Raw genomic sequence first — 18,385 nt, 5'->3', positions numbered from 1 at the left:
TGCCTTTTAGTGACTCAAAACAACGTAGGACTCCCGCCCATTCTCAATTTTCCCAAATGCTTATAAGCATTGTCGGTCGCTTCGCGGCCGCGTGCTGTGCGCATCAAAAAGCCTTCCTGTATCAAAAACGGTTCGTAAACTTCCTCAATAGTACCCTCGTCCTCACCAACAGCCGTTGCAATGGTTTTTAAGCCCACCGGCCCGCCCTTAAACTTATCGATAATAGTCAGCAATATTTTGTTGTCCATTTCATCCAGGCCATGCTGATCGACGTTAAGCGCATTCAGTGCATAATTGGCAATGCCGGTGTCGATGTTGCCGTCGCCTTTGATCTGGGCAAAATCGCGCGTGCGCCGAAGCAGGGCATTGGCAATACGCGGCGTACCACGACTGCGCCTTGCTATCTCAAAAGCACCCTCGTCGCTTATCGGTGTTTTTAATATCGAAGCCGAACGCAGTACTATGGTGGTCAATAGTTTGGCATCATAATATTCGAGCCGCGAATTGATGCCAAAACGCGCCCGTAACGGAGCAGTTAGCAAACCCGAACGGGTAGTGGCGCCAACAAGGGTAAACGGATTTAAGGATAATTGTACCGAGCGGGCATTCGGCCCGGTCTCCAGCATAATATCGATCTTGAAATCTTCCATGGCCGAATACAGGTATTCCTCCACCAACGGACTCAAACGGTGTATCTCGTCGATAAAAAGAATGTCGCCGGGTTCCAGGTTGGTAAGCAGTCCGGCCAGGTCGCCGGGCTTATCCAGCACAGGGCCCGAAGTTATTTTGATACCCACGCCCATCTCGTTGGCGATGATGTGGGAGAGGGTAGTTTTTCCTAATCCCGGAGGCCCATGAAGCAGCACATGATCGAGCGCCTCGCCACGCTGGCGGGCTGCCTGCACAAAAACCCGCAGGTTAGCCAGTATTTTATGCTGACCCGTAAAATCCTCAAATGCCTGTGGGCGAAGTACTTTTTCAATATCACGCTCGGCAGATGAAAGGCGTTCGGGAGCTGGATCCAGGTTCTCGTTCATTGCCGCTAATTTAGTGATTAGTGATTAGAGATTTGTGATAAGTTTTCCTTAACAAAAATCATTTAAAAAAAATCAGAACCTAAAGGCACTTGCTTCTTAACATCAAACAGTTAACTTTAAACGCTATCATAAATTTAGCCTTGTAAATTATGGATGTAACCATTATCAACAAGCCCTTCTGCCTCAGACTTTATGGCTTTTCGGGCACTGCCGTAAATAAAAATTACGGAGAGACCGGATTTAAATTAATGAACAAAATGTGGGAGACTGTGCGGGCAAATAATTTGAAAAATAAGGGAATGAATGTTTGGGTTTATGGGCCTAATGAGGAAGTATTTGCAGGGGTAGAACTTGAACCGGCTACACAGGAAAATACAGGTATGGAGGCGAAGCAAATAAATCTTTCAAAATACGCTTATTGCAAACATATTGGCCCTTATAGTGGCTTAGCCCAGGCCTATGCTAAAATGAGGGCATATTTAGCAGAAAACAATCTAAAAGCAGTTTCTCCGGGTTTAGAGATCTACGGGCATTGGAACCAGGATGAGTCAAAGCTGGAGACGGAGATATTAATGGGATTGTGAGCAGTGATTAGTGACTTGGGCTTTATGAATTGACTAAAATACGAGTTAACCAATCACTAATTAACCAGTTGACAAGCCACTAATCGCAAATCAACCAATCATCAGCCTTCAGGGTATTTCCTGAACATTGCATTGATCCTCATCTGGATAACACCGAATACCGCTTCGCGGAAAATGCTGGTCGACATTTTGGAGGTGCCCTCGGTTCGGTCGGTAAAGATGATGGGCACTTCGGTTATTTTAAAACCATGTTTGATGGTAGTGTATTTCATTTCTATCTGGAAGGCGTAACCTACAAATTTAACTTTGTCCAGCTCGATGGTCTCCAGTACTTTGCGTTTGTAACACATAAAACCTGCGGTCCAGTCGCGTATATCTATGCCGGTAATAAAACGTACATAAACCGATGCAAAATAACTCATCAATACGCGGCTCATGGGCCAGTTAACCACATTAACGCCCTTGATGTATCTCGAACCTATAGCGGCATCTGCACCTTCTTCGCAGGCATCGCGCAGTTTACGCAAGTCGTCGGGATTGTGCGAAAAATCGGCATCCATTTCAAAGATGTAATCATATTGCCGCTCAATAGCCCAGCGGAAGCCGTGGATATAAGCCGTGCCCAGGCCCTGCTTTCCGGCACGTTCCTCCAGGAAAAGTTTTTCGGGAAATTCCTGCTGCAGTTCCTTAACAATGATGGGTGTGCCGTCGGGCGAACCGTCGTCTATCACAAGCACATGAAATTCGTGACGGAGCGAAAATACCTTCCGGATTATCCGTTCAATATTCTCTATCTCGTTATAGGTAGGTATAATTACTATACTGTCGGGCACGGCAGAATATGTTTAAAATATAAGCTGGCAAAAATAGTGTATTAGCCAATCGTTTGAAAATTATAACAGGGATTTCCGCCTTATATTATCAAAATCATAAATTACTCAATAGCGGCTATTGCCTCGTTGCTGTCAACTTCAGGCTCGTCTATATAATTGCGTAATTTCATACGGGGCGAAACAAATAGGAACGCAACGACAAACACTGCGATCATACCTACAAAGCACCAATAAAAGTTGGCCCCCCGCATATAAGGTGCTAAAAATCCTTTTTGAGAAATGTTTTCGTTTATCAAGCCGGTGATCACGTTGCCGAGCGCCACAACCATTAAAAATATGGCTGTCATGGTGCTTTTCATTGATTTTGGCGAATGCGTGTAGGCATACTCCAGGCCGGTAATAGAAACCAAAACTTCGGCCGCCGAAAGTAAAATATAAGCAAATACCTGCCACCAAAGCGTTGGATGACCGCCATGGTCAATATTGGTTTGTATCATTGCGATAACAACAAAAGAAAGCGCCGTTAGTACCAGGCCTGCGCCAAACCTTCTAAGCAAGGTTGTTTTCAGCCCCATCTTATCCAACTTGGGATAGATCCAGTAATTGAATATTGGTATGAATATCAACAGGAAGATAGCATTGGTTATTTGTATCTGGCCGGGAATAAATTCATATTTAAAAAAGCCAAAATTAATAACGCGGTCCATCTTATTCGATTGCAACACCCATTCGGAAAGGTTTTGGTCCCACACGATCCAATATGCGAGCGTGAAGAAAAACACACCCATTACACGCCAAACGGCTTTGATACCCTCTACTTTTTCCGCGTCAAATGGCCCTTTGGAAACATCCAGCAAGGATTGCCCCTTTTGCTTTTTCTTTAAGTTAAAAAGAGCGTATATCGATATGAATACGAAATTGTTTTTATTTACGCCGGCAGGGGGTACCCTGACATACATTTTACGGCCCGAAAAGAAAATGATGGTGGCTAAAGCCATTAAAGTACCCGGAATGCCAAATGCTATTCTCGGACCTAAATTCTTATAAGCCCATGGTATAAGGGCGAAAGATACCATGGACCCTGCATTGATACTGAAATAGAACCAGCCATAAACCTTTGACATCAGGTCCTGGTTGTTTTTATCAAACTGATCGCCTACATTGGCTGTTGTGCATGATTTTATACCACCCGCCCCGGTTGCGATAAGCACCAACCCCATAGTAAACAGTGGTAGATTGGTGGTAAACGAAGAAGTGAAAAGATTGCCAAGGCAATACACGATAGATAGCCATAAAATAACTTTGTATTTTCCAAAAAACCAGTCGGCCATTATCCCACCCAAAAGAGGCATGAAATAAGAAAGCGCCACAAAAAAATGAGTGCTTGCGTTGGCATGTGCCTCAGCGGTTTGTGTAAGAGCCGGATCTAACGTCGGGTTATAAAACTGCGCCACTAAAAAGGTTACCAGTATAGAGCGTAAGCCGTAGTAACTGAAGCGTTCGGCTGCCTCGTTGCCTATAATGTAAGGCACTGCTTTGGGGAATCGTGATTTGGTTTTAGCAACCGCGATTGGGGTTTCTTGCATAGTTAATTTCTTGAGAAAATTTGACTAATGTACTATTATTCCCGTAAATCAAAATTTTATACCGGAATTATTACAGTTTAGCTTGTTTATGTTTTGTGATATAGTTGATTGAGTTCGATTACATTAAGTGGCAAACATATTCAACTAAACCCAACTTAATTTAACTCGGTCAACCATTCAACTATTGCCCGCCAGCCGTCGCTTTATCTACCTCCCGTTGCTTTTTCGGGTCAATGTAATCTCCGTCGCGGCTATTTGGCTTGTTCCGCATGTCAAGGTTATCCGCGTACTCCCATCGGCCGTCTTTAAACCGGTAGCCGTCGTAACTCAGGTCGGGGCCGTAAACATCAAAATGGCCGGTCATTTTTTTATCAGGCGGCACCAGGTGATCGAATACAATAAGGTGCTCGTCTGGCACATAGTTCAACAGCATCGATGCCTGCCGGGTATATTCAAAAACAACGCGCTTGCGCACTTTCCCGTTCCCGTCAAACACCGAATGCCCGAATACGGGCTTATCATTCCTGAAACTGATAACGTCGATCACTTTTTTGTTTGTTTTTACCGTGTTTCCCTTCCAGCCCAGTAATACATAGTAGGGGTATTTTTCGGTGTATACCGGGATTATCTTATAATACACAGCGCCCAGCCATTTGGTGTTGTCGGTTACGGTGTCTTCGGCGTTTTTAATGTAAGGCGTATAGTCATTAAGCGGGAACATCACCAACTTTTCGCCGGTATTCATTTGTACAGTTCCATAATAGCGGTAGCTGCCGTCATCATACTGCATACACCAGGTAAATATCCTGAAACGGTTATCAGGCGCATTCAGCACACGCACCGCTTTAAGCGAATCAAAGTTGAAATTGAATGAATGAGGTATCTTTAGCGCTTTTACCAATGTTTTTATAAACTCAACATTGGCGTTCTGACGCTCCATTTCGGTATCGTTATTCACCAGTTGTTTGCTGATGGTAACCAGGCTGTCCTGGTATTTCATTAACTGCCGCACATTGCCGCTATCGTCTGCGTGCTGGGCGTATGTCATTAAGGGCAGCATACCAGCTGCCAGGAATAAAGTAAACAGTTTTTTCATTAATTAAATTAACGCAAATTTTCGATAACCATTGCACTGGCGCCACCGCCGCCGTTGCAAATACCGGCAGCGCCATATTTGCCGCCGTTTTGCTGTAGTACGTGCAGTAAAGTTACAATAATTCGCGCTCCCGAAGCACCCAGCGGGTGTCCTAATGACACTGCACCGCCATTTACGTTCACTTTAGCCGGGTCGAGGTCCAATTGCTGATTGTTAGCAATAGAAACTACGGAGAATGCTTCGTTGATCTCGAAATAGTCGATTTGGCCCGGAGACAGACCGGCGCGATGCAATGCCAGCGGTATAGCCTTTGACGGCGCTGTAGTGAACCATTCAGGCGCCTGTTGCGCGTCGGCAAAGGAAATTATCCTTGCTAATGGTTTTATACCCATCCCATCAGCCTTTTCTTTGCTCATTAATACCAGTGCCGCGGCGCCGTCATTCAGGGTCGATGCGTTGGCGGCGGTAACCGTGCCGTCTTTTTTGAAAACGGGTTTCAGCGTGGGTATTTTCTCGAATTTAACCGCTTTAGGTTCTTCATCGTCAGCAAATAAAGTAACATCCCCCTTTTTATCTTTTAACTCTACCGGTGTTATTTCGTCCTTAAATTTTCCATCGCCCTGTGATCTTTGCGCCCTTTGATACGATTCAACCGCAAAAGCATCCTGATCTTCGCGACTGATATGGCATTCGGCTGCGCATAATTCCGCAGCCGAACCCATGTGATAATCATTATATACATCCCACAAGCCATCTTTTACCAGGCCATCAATGATCTGCCCATTCCCAAGCCTGTAGCCGTTACGTGCCTTATCTAAATAATAAGGCGTATTACTCATACTCTCCATTCCACCAGCCACCACGATATCATTTTGACCCGACAGGATGCTTTGTGCAGCAAGCATGATAGCTTTCATGCCCGAGGCGCATACCTTATTAACCGTTGTTGCCGGTAAATAGGGGAGGCCTGCAAATATAGCCGCCTGCGTAGCCGGAGCCTGTCCAACATTAGCCGATAGCACATTGCCCATAAAAACTTCCTGTACGTGGTTGGGCTGAAGACCTGCTTTTTCTACTGCCGATTTGATGACGATGGCACCAAGCTGGGTTGCCGTCAGGGGTGACAAAGCTCCGCCGAAACTGCCTATGGGCGTACGGGTTGCCGAAACGATATATACTTCTTTCATGAACACAATAATAATTGGTGCCGCAAAGTTAAATTATTTGCCCAAAGGAAATGCTATGCATGCATAATATTTGACGATTGGTTGAAGAGGGTATTGAGTTAAATGGGCGGCGCTAAAGATGGTCACTATCGCCTGTCAATAGGCTTGTTCCGGGCGGGTTTAATCAACCCAATCCAAGTTAATCAACCCAAACCAACGGAAAATATCTTATTTTTGATGGGTTAATACAATAAATGGCTACGCTTACTTCCTCCCGCCAAAAGGCTTTTTTGCGAAAATACTCCAACTATCTAAGGTACTTTATGATAGTGTCGAGTATCTGCGTCATCGTTTTTACACTGCCCAAGCAAGCCAAATTCAGGTACGAGTACGACCGTGGCCGGATATGGGCGCAAAAGGACCTGGTATCGCCCTACAGCTTTGCCATCCTGAAAACACAGCCCGAGATAGATAGCGACAGGCAGGCTGCCCTGCGCAGTGTAACGCCGATATACCAGTTGGATGATGAGGTGGCTATGCAGGCGCTGGAAGGTTATAAAAATGATTTCGACATTAAGTGGCACGATGCCGGGCTGAAAGAGCCGCAAAAACAAAGCTATTTTAATGCCGGCGAGCAGTTATTGAAGAACATATACAGCAAGGGGCTGCTCTCTTTAAACGCAAAGTATCAGCAAAATCAGCAGAATTATGCCATAACAGTTCTTGATAAAAATGTTGCGACCGATAAAAATACGGCTGATATGTTTACCAAGGACAAGGCGGTTGCCTATTGCGACCAGGAACTGTCCCGCAGGAAAAACCTTGATAAAACTTTTGTGCTCGACCTGGTGCAAAACCGCTTGCAAAATAACCTCAGGTACGATGATAAGCTGACAACCCGGCTCGAAAAGGAGGTGTTGGACGGCTTGTCGCTTACCCGCGGCATGGTGCAAAAAGGAGAGGTGATCGTGCAAAAAGGATCGGTCGTTAACGACGTGGTTTTTCAAAAGCTCGAATCATACAAAAAAGCATTCGAGGATAACGCCCGGGTAAACGGCGACCACAGGCTGGTACTGGTGGGCCAGTTCCTGCTGGTTTCTATCGTCATCACGCTGCTTATCGTGTTCCTGTACCTGTTCCGCAGGGATATCTATCTGGATAACCGTCTTGTCGGCCTCATTTTGCTGGTCGTTACGTCCATGCTGGCGTCGCTGTCATTTGCTATCAGGCTGCAGCTGCCCAACCTGTACTATATACCCTATTGTATAGTTCCCATTATCATCCGCATATTGTTCGATACCCGCCTTGCGCTCAATATCCATGTGCTGGTGATCCTTGTAGCAGGTTTTTTTGTGCCGAACAGTTTCGAATTTGCCTATTTCGAGATAACCGCCGGCATGGTTTCTATATATAGCATTAAGAACCTCATCCGCCGCGGGCAGTTCCTGGTATCGGCCCTTATAGTCACTACCGGTTACTTTGTGGCGTTTTTAGGTATATCTTTTATCCGCGAAGGCACGCTTACGGGTATCGATTGGCTTGAATTTGTCCCGTTCGCGGTAAGTGTGCTGCTAACATTACTTGCTTACCCGCTTATATACGCTTTCGAAAAAGTGTTTGGCATCACTTCCGATATTACACTTATCGAAATGACCAATACCAATTCGCCATTACTGCGCGAACTGGCTTTTGCTGCACCGGGTACTTTCCAGCACTCGCTGCAGGTAGCCAACCTGGCCGAAAATGCCATTTTCAGGATAGGTGGTAACGCTTTATTGGTGCGGGCCGGGGCGCTTTATCACGACATTGGCAAACTGGAGAACCCGTTGTTTTTTGTGGAGAACCAAAGCTCGGGCTTCAACCCGCACGATAAGTTGCCATACGAGGAAAGCGCTCAAATTATCATCAGGCACGTAAGTACGGGGGTGGAAATGGCGCGCAAAGCCAACCTGCCCGAGATCGTGGTCGATTTTATCCGTACGCACCATGGCAATACCCGGGTCGATTATTTTTACCAGTCTTTCCTGAAGAATTTTCCCGAAAAATTTGTCAATGAAAACATCTTCCGTTATCCCGGCCCCATACCGTTTTCAAAAGAACAGGGGGTATTAATGCTGGCCGACTCGGTAGAAGCCGCTTCCCGCTCGCTCCGCGAACCTGACCAAAGGTCTATCAGCGACCTGGTGGACCGTATCGTCAAATACAAACTTAACCAGGACCAGCTAAAGGACAGCGACATTACGCTGAAAGACATCGAAACCATCAAGGAAATATTCAAGCGCATGCTGATGAGTATATACCATGTCAGGGTGGAGTATTAGGGGATTATCAACGAATTATATATAAAAACACCCCGCATTTGTCGGGATCAAGATTCGTTTTGGAAAAAGCTGCTTTTTGCCGGCTGTATATTCTGGCTAAAGCTTTCCATGCCCTCATTTTTCATGGACCGTTTCAAGCCAATTAACAGTTGTTGAAATTCTCGAAAAGATATGCGAACATCTTTTTTCAGAATGCATGTCATTATTAACAGTGCTTGCCCGGTTATCTGGTCTGATGGTTAGATTTATGAAAATAATATGATGTATGTCATATTATGTCATGATATCTAACATGTGAAAAAAAATCTATCCAGGATAAATTGCACAAGATTTATTTCAGCAACGACAACGGTATAAAATAGGATACTGATGTGTTTTGGTGCTAAGAATAAAAATTATGTTTTCAAAATCAAGCGAGTATGCGATCAGGGCTGCCATTTATATAGCTGCAGAGGGAAGCGAAAGTAAAAAAGTCGGTGTTACTGATATATGCGACCACATTGAGGCACCACAGCACTTTACCGCCAAGATATTACAAATTCTCACCCGGAATAATATCGTCACTTCTCAAAAGGGTGTAAATGGTGGGTTTTATCTTGATAAAAAGCAAAATGAAACGGCACTTATTGAAATTGTCACCGCTGTTGATGGCGACCATCTGTTTACGGGATGCGGTATCGGACTTAAAGAATGCTCTGAGATGGAACCGTGTCCGTTACATAATAAGTTCAAATCCCTCAGAAATGAGATCAAAAAAATGATGGAAGAGGCGACTATTGGCGGTATGGCGAAAAAACATAAAAAGGGAAATGGTTTCTTGAGAAAAGTGTAAAAATTTATTCCAATAAAGGACTTAAAGGTCCTTTTATAGTTATTAAAACAATTCCATATGATAGATAAAAGAAACCGGTGGATTACAGTAGCTTTAATTAACCTGGCAATTGTTGCCTTATTGGGGGTATTACTCAGAAGCAAAATATTATTTTCTATGCCAGGTGTCGACTTTAAATTTATTCTGCACGCGCATTCGCATTTTGCATTTGCAGGCTGGATAACACTTTGCTTGTTTATGTTAATGACTTTTGAAATTTTGCCCCAAAAGTATTGCGGTAAACCTATATACAAACTCCTTTTAACCGGATTACTGCTAACCGCTACAGGGATGCTTTTTAGTTTCCCATTTCAGGGTTATGCACTTTTCTCTATCATATTTTCAACGCTATTCATTTTTGTGACTTATGCTTTTAGCTGGGTTTTTATTAAAGACCTCGGAAAAAGTGGTGCGCAAAAATCAGTAAAATTTCTGTGCGTATTTGCTCTTGCCGCGCTTTGTATCTCGTCAATAGGGCCGTTTACGCTCGCTTATATGATGGCGTCGCACTCCGTCAATATACTTTTATACCGGGATGCCATTTATACTTACCTGCACCTGCAATACAACGGTTTCTTCACTTTAAGCGTTTTTGCTTTACTCATCAATCAATTCAAAAGTAAATTTAACAATCGGGTTAAATTGCGGGTCAAACGCTTTGCCATTGTTCTTTCCTTGTCCGTTTTACCTACTTTATTCCTTTCTTATTTGTGGCACTTCCCCAATCTAACCGTTCGTAGCATAGCAGTTTTGGGTTGTGCCTTGTTAGTGCTGACCCTGATTTGTTTTGGAGCTGTGATCGTCATCGCTAAACCCGTTTTTAGCAACATGAGCCCTTTTGCAAAAGTGACCGGATCGCTGTCGCTATTTGCCTTTGCTCTCAAAACAACGATGCAAATCGGAACTGTCTTTCCTTCAATAGGGAATGAGATTTTTTCAAATCGCCCGGTTATCATCGGCTATTTACACCTGGTGATGCTCGGTTTCATTAGTCTTTATCTGCTTGCCCATTTAATACATGTAAACTTTTTTGAGATGGAGAAAAGAATGGTAAAAGCCGGGATAATCATTTTTACTGTATCAGTTATAGCAAATGAAATTATACTAATGACCCAGGGACTATCGGAAATGATGAACAGGAACAGCTCATTTTATCCATGGCTGCTTTGGTGGGCTGCTATTGGATTATTTTCCGGCGCTTTTTTGATAAGCATATCCGCGGTCAGGGACTTGAAACCCAAAACAGCCGTCAAACCGGAATTTTCCTTACGTAACACAATTAATTTTTCAAAATCATAAATATAAATAACATGAATCAGACACAAGAATTTGAGACCGAAGTTTTGGATGTTACAAAGATAGAACCACGCTTAAAACACCCTACGATCTTTCAATATTTTGACCGTCTTGCAGGCGGCGAGGCCTTTGTAATACATAATGACCACGACCCCAAACCGCTATATTATCAACTGCTTGGCGAACGCGGGAATTGCTTTTTGTGGAAATACCTGTTAAACGGTCCCGAAGTATGGGAAGTGGAAATACGGAAAAGTGACGCCGGGCAACGACCCGAAACCCTTGGCGAAATTGTGAAGAAAGATCTTCGCAAAGCCGAAACTTTTAAGAAGCTGGGATTGGATTTTTGCTGCGGAGGGAAAAAAAGCCTGGAGGATGCCTGCAAAGAAAAAGGCTTAGATGTGCTGTATGTTAAAAATGAACTTGAAAAGGTGGCTAAAGTTTCTGCCGGCACCCCACAACATGATTTTGACGCATGGAGCCTGACCTTTCTCGCTGACTATGTTATCAACGTACACCACGGCTATGTAAAACAAAATATTCCCATTCTTTTGGAGTTGAGCCAGAAAGTGGCTAATCGTCATGGTAAAACAAATCCTAACCTGGTTCAAGTATGGCAAAAAGTGAATGCTATGGCAAATGAGCTGATCGTTCATTTAAATAAGGAAGAACGTATTTTGTTCCCTTATATCAAACAGTTGGAAGCGGCAGGAGGGCCTGTTTCTCAAAGTTTTAATTCGGTAAAAGAACCTGTAGCGGTAATGGAAAATGATCACGACATTGTCGGTAAGCTGGCGGAAGACATTAAAAATCTAACCCACAACTATACGTTGCCTGAACATGCTTGTACCAGTTATGCATTATTGTATAAGAAATTGGAAGATTTTGAGGACGACCTGCACACACATATCCACCTGGAGAATAACATTTTATTTCCGAAGGCCATAGCACTTGAAAGCAAATCATAACCGGTGAACGATACGGGGTTGAATAATAATTCCGCCCCGTTTAACCCTAAATATCATGACTATCAGTGCCGAAACCAGGATAGGATCTATTATAAAATACAAACTTGAAGCGATTGATGTATTAGTTTCTCTCAGTCCGCATTTCAAAAAGCTGAAGAATCCAATACTGCGAAAAATATTCGCTCCGAGGGTAACTGTTGCAGAGGCTGCAATAATAGGAAACTGTAAAGTAGAAAACATACTGGACGGCCTTGCCCGAATTGGGTTTGAGGTTAACAATCCGGAAAAGATTTTTGAAGAAGGCCTTTTAAATGCGGAGGTTATTCAGAATAATACAGATGTAGTTTCAACTATTGATGTCAGGCATGATCTGGCTAATGGGATAGATCCATTTAACAAGATCATGAAACAATTATCAGAAGTTCCATCTGGTAAAACAATGCTCGTTATTAATTCTTTTGAGCCCGCGCCTTTGATCCGTATACTAAAAGAGAAAGGGCACTCTATTTCCGTTTCAAAAGAACCATACGGAGCAGTTTTTACCTATATCACAAAAAACGATCAAAACAAATCGTTGAAAAGCGATGAGGCTGAAGCAGTGCCAAACCCGGATCTTTTTGATAGCGTTCTGAAAAACTATTACTTAAAGTTTACAAAAATTGATGTGAGGGAAATGGCAATGCCGCAGCCCATGATCGCTATTTTGGACGAACTTGATCGACTGAACATAGGAGAAGCACTTTATGTTCGCCATAAAAAGATTCCGCTTTTCTTATTTCCTGAGTTAAAGGACAGAAATTTTAATTATGTCTATAAACAAGCGGAAACCGAGGTTATCCTTATCATATATCACAAACACGAATAATGGAGCTGGCAGATCATCATATTCCGGCCAAAAGAACTATTATCCCTTATTATGGTGCTGCTGCCTTGAGCCTTGTTGCGATAAGCATCCTGACATTTATTTCGGCCGGGGACTTTAAAGGGCATTTTTTTCAGCCACATTTATTAGCGATTACCCACTTAACCGTTTTGGGTTGGGGAACTATGATCATTATGGGTGCAAGTAATCAATTGATGCCTGTAATTGCTGATAGCAAACTTTACAGTGAGCGGATACCGGTCGTTAGCTTTATCTTGTTACTGTTTGGCACCTGTTTACTGGTTCATTCATTTTGGAATTTTGATTTGGAAGCATCCATTTTTATTGGAGCTTCCCTGGTCTTAATTTCATTAACACTCCATGCAATCAACATACTCCTTACTTGCAAAAAAGCCCAAACCAATAATATCATAATTGATTTTATTCTTACCGCGCACCTTTGGCTAATAGTTACTGCTGTAATCGGTATAACTTTATTATTGAATTTCCGGCTGAGCTTTCTTCCTGCAGAGCATTTGCATTATTTGAAAGTACATGCTTCAATTGGAATGGCCGGATGGTTTCTGTTGCTGGTGATCGGGGTTAGCTCCCGGTTGATCCCCATGTTTTTGCTTAGCCGTAAGGAGGTTAAAGGCTTTTTGACAATCGCTTACTATCTTATTAATGGAGGTCTGATATTACTCTTAATTGAGGGGATGGTTTTAAAAAGCACCCGGTGGCATTTGGTTTATATATCCCTCATTATTGCCGGATTGCTGTTTTACATGGCCTATGTGTGGCACTGCTATAAAAGCGCTATCCGAAAAAAGATGGACGCAGGCATGAAACAAACATTTGTTGCCTTGGGAATTATCTCACTACCCTTCGTACTGCTTATAGCTGCTGTGATGTGTTATCATGATACACCGGTATCAGTGATCAGCGCCTATGGTTATTCATTTTTTGCAGGATTTATCACAACACTTATCATGGGGCAAACATACAAGACCTTGCCGTTCATTGTATGGATGCACCTAACAAAGCCTGACAGGTTAGCTGACCTGCAACCAAAAGATTTATACAAAGAGCAATTGGTGACCATCCAAATGAGAACCTATTTGCCTGGTTTTTTACTATTCCTTTCAGGTATACTGTTAAGAGAACATTATTTGATGTATGGGGGATGTGTAATGATGACCGCAGCTTCGGCTTTATATTGTAGTCATGTGTTTTACATTATAAATCATTTAAGAAAATGACAGACGTTGAAATAACTGATCCCCAGTATGAAGATAAAATAAGGTTAATGCAGATGCTTTCTCTGGTCAGAGATCCGGAATTAGAGCTTAATATTGTAGACCTGGGACTTATTTATTCAATAATTATAGATAAGGGTAAAAAGGAAGTAGCTATTACCATGACCTTGTCGACACCGGCATGCCCCGCTGGGGATTACATAAAAGGTGGTGTCGAATTAATGACAAAAGAAGCTTTTAAAGATTACGTCGTCGCGATTGTCATCACGTTTGTACCCGAATGGTCTGCCGATATGATTAGCGCAACCGGCAGGGAAGAACTGGGCTGGTAACAAGTAAGATTTAACCCGACCAATAATACATAAAATGATCATTTATAAACAATTCTCTTTTGACTCGGCACACTTTCTGCCGAATGTTCCCGAAGGCCATAAGTGCAGGGAAATTCATGGTCATACTTATTATCTCACCATCTTTGCTGAAGGTAAGATAAATAATCCTGAAGGATGGGTAGTTGATTTTGGGCACCTTAAGGAAATCGTAAAACCTGTTATCGACATGCTTGATCATCACATGCTCAATGATATTTCTGGCCTGGAGAACCCTACAGCGGAAATATTATCCGTTTGGATATGGGATAAGATAAAGCCGCTATTACCCGGGTTGATTAAAATAGAACTCAAGGAAACGCCGACATCAGGTGTTATCTATGAGGGTATTTGATTCAACTTCGATTACAGGTCTTTTTTTCTGAATTTTCTAACTGAGGTCACCAGCGGCAAGGATATCCACAGCGTCATGCAGGCGATAGAATAAATGCTGCCAATGGCGGATCCCATAAATTCTTTGAACAACGCGCCAGAGTAGCCCATCATCACGGCAACATCCAATTGCAGCAACACGAGTATGCGGCCAAGATCAACAGGGTTTAATGAGATAAACCCTAATAGAGGCTTGTCAATCGGGTAATCGCTGAACGAGTAGATGAATGAGAGGAGCAGGCCATCGAATAATAGAGTAAAGAAGAGCGCTGTAATAATAGCAGCGCCTATACCCTTCGTTTTGTCTTTGAACAACACAAAGATGAGCAACGAAAGTGCCGTAAAGATCAATGTCAGTAATACGCCGCTGATGATCAGTGTTAAAGATGCCAAACTGTAATTTAATAAAACCGAGGGCAACCCAACGCCGACCAGGTACGCTATACTTAATGCGAATGCTACTCCGATATATTCGGCCAGTATCATCGCCTTCCGTTTAATCGGTTGTGCCAATAATAGCTCTGTAAATTCCACCGAATTAAAAAAATAAATGGTTGCAAACAGGATGCTGATGATCGGTACAAACAGGAGCGTAATATTCAGCAGGCTCAACAAGCCTTTGGACGAATTTCCGCTCATGCTAAGTACACTTACTGCAAGCACAGCGAGTATAAAGGTATAAACCAGGATAGTTTTGTTTCGCAACAGATCGAGCAATACATATTTTATGATCGTCTTCATATTATATGGCATGAACTTTTAAAAAATCTTTTTGCATGATCATAGCGATCACTTTATTCAGTTTGTTTTCACCGGTTGACTCCTTCAGTTGTTCGATATCTTTGTAAAATATTAATTTCCCTTCCTGCAGGTAAACAACGTGGCTGGTAATATCATCCAGGTCGCTCAGTACGTGTGAGGTAATAAGGATAAGTTTTCCATTTTCACGTTCCTTGATGATCTTATCCTTAAGCAATTCGCTCGATACAGGGTCTAGCCCCGCGGTAGGTTCATCCAGGATAAAAATATCAGGCTGGAAAAGAAATGCCAGGCATGCGCTTACTTTTTGACGTGTGCCGCCCGATAGGCTGCGCATGGTTTTGTGTTGTAAAGCTGGGATGCCAAATCCTTCAATTAATTCCTCGTCATAACTATTGCAGTCCTTTCGGATTTCCTTAAGCATATTGATTACCTGGCGTATGGTCATATTCTCAGGATATCGTCCTATTTGAGGCATATAGCCTATTTGGGAACGGTATATGGGGTTTGATTTGATCTCTGTTCCGTTTATCCTTATTATGCCTTTTTCCGGTATCACCAACCCAAGGATAGATTTGATTAGTGTGGTTTTCCCCGAGCCATTTGGCCCGATCAGAGAAATGGTATTTCCACGATTGAAACTTAGGCTGACGTTATCAAGCGCCTTAAATTTTCCGAATGATTTTGTTAAGTTTTCTACCGAGATCATAGTTTTATTTTTTTCATCCTTGGGTGGTCGTCTTTTAACTTATCTGGTATAATGGTTGGCATTACTTTTTCCACCTGGTCCATAATATCCGTAAGCAAGCTATGATATAATATCATTGCTACCGGTATTTTTTCAGTTAGCACTGAATAAACACTAACCGGGTAATAGGGTACATCGCCGGTCTGATCTTTATCCAGATCGTAACCGTCATATTTATCCCAAAAATTCCCATTGAAGTTATTTAGCATTAAAGTGCCATTGGTGGCTACGTCGAAGGAATTCCCAATAAAGTTATTTCCGCTAAATTTGCTGCCGGTACAACTCGCCTCCACACGGGATGCCCAGCCATTATCCTGAAAAAGGTTTCGTTTCACATCTACATTAGTAGTTGTCTCCATGTATAATCCTGTTGTATTTCCAATAAATCTATTATGCTCAATTTTACTATTGGAGATTTCCTTGAGTAGCAGACCATATGAGGCATCACCCCAATTATGTACAAAATTATTGTCGCGCATGATCACTCCTTTTGAATACATGACAGCTACTCCCGCACCATTGTCCTTAAAAGTGTTATTGGTGTAAGTATTATTATGTGAGAACATAAAATGAAGCCCATAACGCACATTGCCGGAAGATGTATTTTTCATTATTCCTGATTCAGTAACAAATTCGAAATAGAGACCATCGCGATGACCGGATACGGAATTTCCTTCTATCAACAAGTGGTTTGACTTCCAGGCATGTACACCATTTCCTCCGTTTAACTGGTCTTTTATATTGCAATGGATTATATTATTAATGACACGGCAGTAGGCTGAATTTTGGAGGTACACGCCGAATGTGTTGTTAATCAGCCGGTTGCTTTCAACGATGACATTTTTTGAGTTTGCAATTCTAATGCCAGCCATATCGGTTACACTCGCTGTACCAACATTCTGTATCTGCAAGCCCTTGATAATTACAGAATCATAGCTAATGGTAAAAACCTGGTATCTGCTTTCTGCGTCAATTACCGGGTACCCGTTCCCAATGATCACCAGTCGCTTTTGAACAATTATATTATGTTCTTTGTAAAGTCCCTTTTGCACCAATAAGGTATCGCCGTTATGTGCCTTGTTTATGGCATTTTGAATACTATGTGCGCCCGGAAACACTTTAATAACAAGGGCGAAGCTTGCTGTGGTTTTAAAACACAGAGACATCAGGAGTATTATAAAAGGCGATATCCTTTTCACTTGCTCAGGTTTATCCAGGTTAATATCTGACTATGTGCGCTTTTATTCAACTGATTGGCTTGAATCTCTGAGGCTGTGGCCGCAAAATTCCCGTTCATGGGTGACCTCAATGTTTCATCATGAATAAATACAGCATGACGCGCATCTAAAAAATCTCCTCCGGGATGATTAAAATCTGCTACAAATATCATTGCACCGGGATCGCTAAAATTCTCTTCTTTTACCCAACCTAAAAGGCATCCGAAATCATCAAATTTAATTGCTCTTCCTTTGCTTGTTATGATCTCGGCAGCAAAGCGTTTATCCATTATGGTCATACGACAGTGTGTACAGGCTTCATGCCCATAATTGATTGGATCAAACTGCCGTTTGCAACCTGCGAGGCAAAACGCCCCTGTGAAAAAAAATAATAAAATCTGCTTTTTCATTTTGCCATGTTTTTTTTCCATTCATAAATAGTTATTGAAACCAACAATACCCCTGCTCCAATATAAAACCACCCTGCAATATCCGGCTGCGAAAGCACCTCGAAATTCAATAATTTTTTATAGCCAAATAATGGCGGCTGATAAGACATACCCGGAACCTTAATGGGAGCCTCCGGATTGAGATTATGCCCATAGTTATATTCCCATTTATAAAAATCGTAGAATGAAAAAACACCTATAAAAGCGAACATACCTGTCCAGATATAGTAACCGACTTTTCTGTTTAAAAGCAATACCCCCAAACCCAGTGACATAAAAATTGCCATGGTAGTGGGAAGGAATACAAACTCAGGGAAATCTTTCTTGTGTATCGTACTCATACCGATGTAGTGATTTAATCCATTGATTATGTCTACGTCGCCTTTCACGTCGTTGATCCATATTTTCATGGATAGCCCCCCTGGGTATTGAGGCGCCCTAAGATCAATTCGCCACATTGGTAAAACCCATAAGGTTGACAGGAAAAGTATAATAACTACAATACTTGCTTTACCCGGATTGGTTAACTTTTTCATGATGAATGAGATGAATATGGTAATGCCCCGGCAAGAGGC

19 protein-coding genes are annotated in these 18,385 nt (G+C 42.5%); 9 read left to right on the top strand and 10 right to left on the bottom strand.

Annotated features, from left to right (window positions below):
- Positions 1-14 precede the first annotated feature (14 nt).
- Complete coding sequence (gene ruvB / locus VL525_RS06570) at positions 15-1,037, bottom strand: Holliday junction branch migration DNA helicase RuvB (protein ID WP_325384616.1); 1,023 nt, start codon at positions 1,035-1,037, stop codon at positions 15-17.
- Positions 1,038-1,186: 149 nt separating this feature from the next.
- On the opposite strand from ruvB, the gene VL525_RS06565 reads away from it, so the two are divergent.
- A complete protein-coding gene (locus VL525_RS06565) occupies positions 1,187-1,621 on the top strand; it encodes a GyrI-like domain-containing protein (RefSeq protein ID WP_325384614.1) in 435 nt (144 codons plus the stop codon).
- 101 nt (positions 1,622-1,722) lie between these two features.
- On the opposite strand, the gene VL525_RS06560 is transcribed toward VL525_RS06565, so the two are convergent.
- The 4 genes from VL525_RS06560 to VL525_RS06545 all read right to left on the bottom strand — a co-directional run bounded on the left by VL525_RS06560 (position 1,723) and on the right by VL525_RS06545 (position 6,323).
- A complete protein-coding gene (locus VL525_RS06560; RefSeq protein WP_325384612.1) occupies positions 1,723-2,454 on the bottom strand; it encodes a polyprenol monophosphomannose synthase in 732 nt (243 codons plus the stop codon).
- A gap of 101 nt (positions 2,455-2,555) precedes the next feature.
- Positions 2,556-4,040 carry an MFS transporter gene (locus VL525_RS06555; RefSeq protein WP_325384610.1) on the bottom strand — a complete coding sequence of 495 codons (1,485 nt, stop codon included), beginning with the start codon at positions 4,038-4,040 and terminating at the stop codon, positions 2,556-2,558.
- A gap of 181 nt (positions 4,041-4,221) precedes the next feature.
- A complete protein-coding gene (locus VL525_RS06550; protein ID WP_325384608.1) occupies positions 4,222-5,136 on the bottom strand; it encodes a hypothetical protein in 915 nt (304 codons plus the stop codon).
- An 8-nt stretch (positions 5,137-5,144) separates the two neighbouring features.
- Complete coding sequence (locus tag VL525_RS06545; RefSeq protein ID WP_325384606.1) at positions 5,145-6,323, bottom strand: acetyl-CoA C-acyltransferase; 1,179 nt, start codon at positions 6,321-6,323, stop codon at positions 5,145-5,147.
- Positions 6,324-6,556: 233 nt separating this feature from the next.
- Here VL525_RS06545 and VL525_RS06540 point away from each other — a divergent pair, with 233 nt between their 5' ends.
- The 8 genes from VL525_RS06540 to queD all read left to right on the top strand — a co-directional run bounded on the left by VL525_RS06540 (position 6,557) and on the right by queD (position 14,599).
- The gene (locus tag VL525_RS06540) at positions 6,557-8,623 is read left to right on the top strand and encodes an HDIG domain-containing metalloprotein (RefSeq protein ID WP_325384604.1); all 2,067 of its coding nucleotides are present in this window, start codon (positions 6,557-6,559) and stop codon (positions 8,621-8,623) included.
- 397 nt (positions 8,624-9,020) lie between these two features.
- Positions 9,021-9,455 carry an Rrf2 family transcriptional regulator gene (locus tag VL525_RS06535; protein WP_325384602.1) on the top strand — a complete coding sequence of 145 codons (435 nt, stop codon included), beginning with the start codon at positions 9,021-9,023 and terminating at the stop codon, positions 9,453-9,455.
- A 57-nt stretch (positions 9,456-9,512) separates the two neighbouring features.
- Positions 9,513-10,793 carry a hypothetical protein gene (locus VL525_RS06530; RefSeq protein ID WP_325384600.1) on the top strand — a complete coding sequence of 427 codons (1,281 nt, stop codon included), beginning with the start codon at positions 9,513-9,515 and terminating at the stop codon, positions 10,791-10,793.
- Positions 10,794-10,804: 11 nt separating this feature from the next.
- Positions 10,805-11,758, top strand: a complete 954-nt coding sequence (gene ric, locus VL525_RS06525) for an iron-sulfur cluster repair di-iron protein (protein WP_325384598.1) — start codon at positions 10,805-10,807, stop codon at positions 11,756-11,758.
- Between the two features lie 55 nt (positions 11,759-11,813).
- Entirely contained in the window at positions 11,814-12,623 is an 810-nt protein-coding gene (locus tag VL525_RS06520; RefSeq protein ID WP_325384596.1) for a DUF2249 domain-containing protein, read from the top strand.
- Positions 12,623-13,879, top strand: a complete 1,257-nt coding sequence (locus tag VL525_RS06515; protein ID WP_325384594.1) for a hypothetical protein — start codon at positions 12,623-12,625, stop codon at positions 13,877-13,879. Before VL525_RS06520 ends, VL525_RS06515 begins: the two co-directional genes overlap by 1 nt.
- Positions 13,880-13,926: 47 nt before the next feature.
- The gene (locus tag VL525_RS06510) at positions 13,927-14,208 is read left to right on the top strand and encodes a metal-sulfur cluster assembly factor (RefSeq protein ID WP_325384592.1); all 282 of its coding nucleotides are present in this window, start codon (positions 13,927-13,929) and stop codon (positions 14,206-14,208) included.
- A 34-nt stretch (positions 14,209-14,242) separates the two neighbouring features.
- Positions 14,243-14,599: a 6-carboxytetrahydropterin synthase QueD gene (gene queD, locus VL525_RS06505; RefSeq protein WP_325384590.1), complete on the top strand. Its 357-nt coding sequence runs from the start codon at positions 14,243-14,245 to the stop codon at positions 14,597-14,599.
- An 11-nt stretch (positions 14,600-14,610) separates the two neighbouring features.
- Here queD and VL525_RS06500 read toward each other — a convergent pair whose 3' ends face one another.
- From VL525_RS06500 to VL525_RS06480, 5 genes are read right to left on the bottom strand one after another with little or no spacing between them, the layout of a single operon-like run.
- Positions 14,611-15,378, bottom strand: a complete 768-nt coding sequence (locus VL525_RS06500; RefSeq protein WP_325384588.1) for an ABC transporter permease subunit — start codon at positions 15,376-15,378, stop codon at positions 14,611-14,613.
- A 1-nt stretch (position 15,379) separates the two neighbouring features.
- A complete protein-coding gene (locus tag VL525_RS06495) occupies positions 15,380-16,105 on the bottom strand; it encodes an ABC transporter ATP-binding protein (protein ID WP_325384586.1) in 726 nt (241 codons plus the stop codon).
- Complete coding sequence (gene nosD / locus VL525_RS06490; RefSeq protein ID WP_325384584.1) at positions 16,102-17,310, bottom strand: nitrous oxide reductase family maturation protein NosD; 1,209 nt, start codon at positions 17,308-17,310, stop codon at positions 16,102-16,104. The genes VL525_RS06495 and nosD overlap by 4 nt, the downstream gene beginning before the upstream one ends.
- A gap of 29 nt (positions 17,311-17,339) precedes the next feature.
- Positions 17,340-17,792, bottom strand: a complete 453-nt coding sequence (locus tag VL525_RS06485) for a nitrous oxide reductase accessory protein NosL (RefSeq protein ID WP_325384582.1) — start codon at positions 17,790-17,792, stop codon at positions 17,340-17,342.
- The gene (locus VL525_RS06480) at positions 17,768-18,346 is read right to left on the bottom strand and encodes a hypothetical protein (RefSeq protein WP_325384580.1); all 579 of its coding nucleotides are present in this window, start codon (positions 18,344-18,346) and stop codon (positions 17,768-17,770) included. The genes VL525_RS06485 and VL525_RS06480 overlap by 25 nt, the downstream gene beginning before the upstream one ends.
- Positions 18,347-18,385 lie beyond the last annotated feature (39 nt).

The sequence above is a fragment of the Mucilaginibacter sp. genome, from assembly GCF_035492695.1.
GTDB lineage: Bacteria > Bacteroidota > Bacteroidia > Sphingobacteriales > Sphingobacteriaceae > Mucilaginibacter.
The sequence above is the reverse complement of the archived record's forward strand: the minus strand, read 5'-3'. Positions and strand labels throughout refer to the sequence as shown.

What these genes read in the sequence shown, in the direction of transcription:
- nosD (WP_325384584.1), bottom strand. Translation starts at nt 17,310, where the DNA reads ATGTCTCTGTGTTTTAAAACCACAGCAAGCTTCGCCCTTGTTATTAAA.
- VL525_RS06495 (WP_325384586.1), bottom strand. Translation starts at nt 16,105, where the DNA reads ATGATCTCGGTAGAAAACTTAACAAAATCATTCGGAAAATTTAAGGCG.
- ruvB (WP_325384616.1), bottom strand. Translation starts at nt 1,037, where the DNA reads ATGAACGAGAACCTGGATCCAGCTCCCGAACGCCTTTCATCTGCCGAG.
- VL525_RS06510 (WP_325384592.1), top strand. Translation starts at nt 13,927, where the DNA reads ATGCAGATGCTTTCTCTGGTCAGAGATCCGGAATTAGAGCTTAATATT.
- VL525_RS06480 (WP_325384580.1), bottom strand. Translation starts at nt 18,346, where the DNA reads ATGAAAAAGTTAACCAATCCGGGTAAAGCAAGTATTGTAGTTATTATA.
- VL525_RS06500 (WP_325384588.1), bottom strand. Translation starts at nt 15,378, where the DNA reads ATGAAGACGATCATAAAATATGTATTGCTCGATCTGTTGCGAAACAAA.
- VL525_RS06530 (WP_325384600.1), top strand. Translation starts at nt 9,513, where the DNA reads ATGATAGATAAAAGAAACCGGTGGATTACAGTAGCTTTAATTAACCTG.
- VL525_RS06555 (WP_325384610.1), bottom strand. Translation starts at nt 4,040, where the DNA reads ATGCAAGAAACCCCAATCGCGGTTGCTAAAACCAAATCACGATTCCCC.
- VL525_RS06545 (WP_325384606.1), bottom strand. Translation starts at nt 6,323, where the DNA reads ATGAAAGAAGTATATATCGTTTCGGCAACCCGTACGCCCATAGGCAGT.
- VL525_RS06565 (WP_325384614.1), top strand. Translation starts at nt 1,187, where the DNA reads ATGGATGTAACCATTATCAACAAGCCCTTCTGCCTCAGACTTTATGGC.
- VL525_RS06540 (WP_325384604.1), top strand. Translation starts at nt 6,557, where the DNA reads ATGGCTACGCTTACTTCCTCCCGCCAAAAGGCTTTTTTGCGAAAATAC.
- VL525_RS06550 (WP_325384608.1), bottom strand. Translation starts at nt 5,136, where the DNA reads ATGAAAAAACTGTTTACTTTATTCCTGGCAGCTGGTATGCTGCCCTTA.
- queD (WP_325384590.1), top strand. Translation starts at nt 14,243, where the DNA reads ATGATCATTTATAAACAATTCTCTTTTGACTCGGCACACTTTCTGCCG.
- ric (WP_325384598.1), top strand. Translation starts at nt 10,805, where the DNA reads ATGAATCAGACACAAGAATTTGAGACCGAAGTTTTGGATGTTACAAAG.
- VL525_RS06515 (WP_325384594.1), top strand. Translation starts at nt 12,623, where the DNA reads ATGGAGCTGGCAGATCATCATATTCCGGCCAAAAGAACTATTATCCCT.
- VL525_RS06485 (WP_325384582.1), bottom strand. Translation starts at nt 17,792, where the DNA reads ATGGAAAAAAAACATGGCAAAATGAAAAAGCAGATTTTATTATTTTTT.
- VL525_RS06535 (WP_325384602.1), top strand. Translation starts at nt 9,021, where the DNA reads ATGTTTTCAAAATCAAGCGAGTATGCGATCAGGGCTGCCATTTATATA.
- VL525_RS06520 (WP_325384596.1), top strand. Translation starts at nt 11,814, where the DNA reads ATGACTATCAGTGCCGAAACCAGGATAGGATCTATTATAAAATACAAA.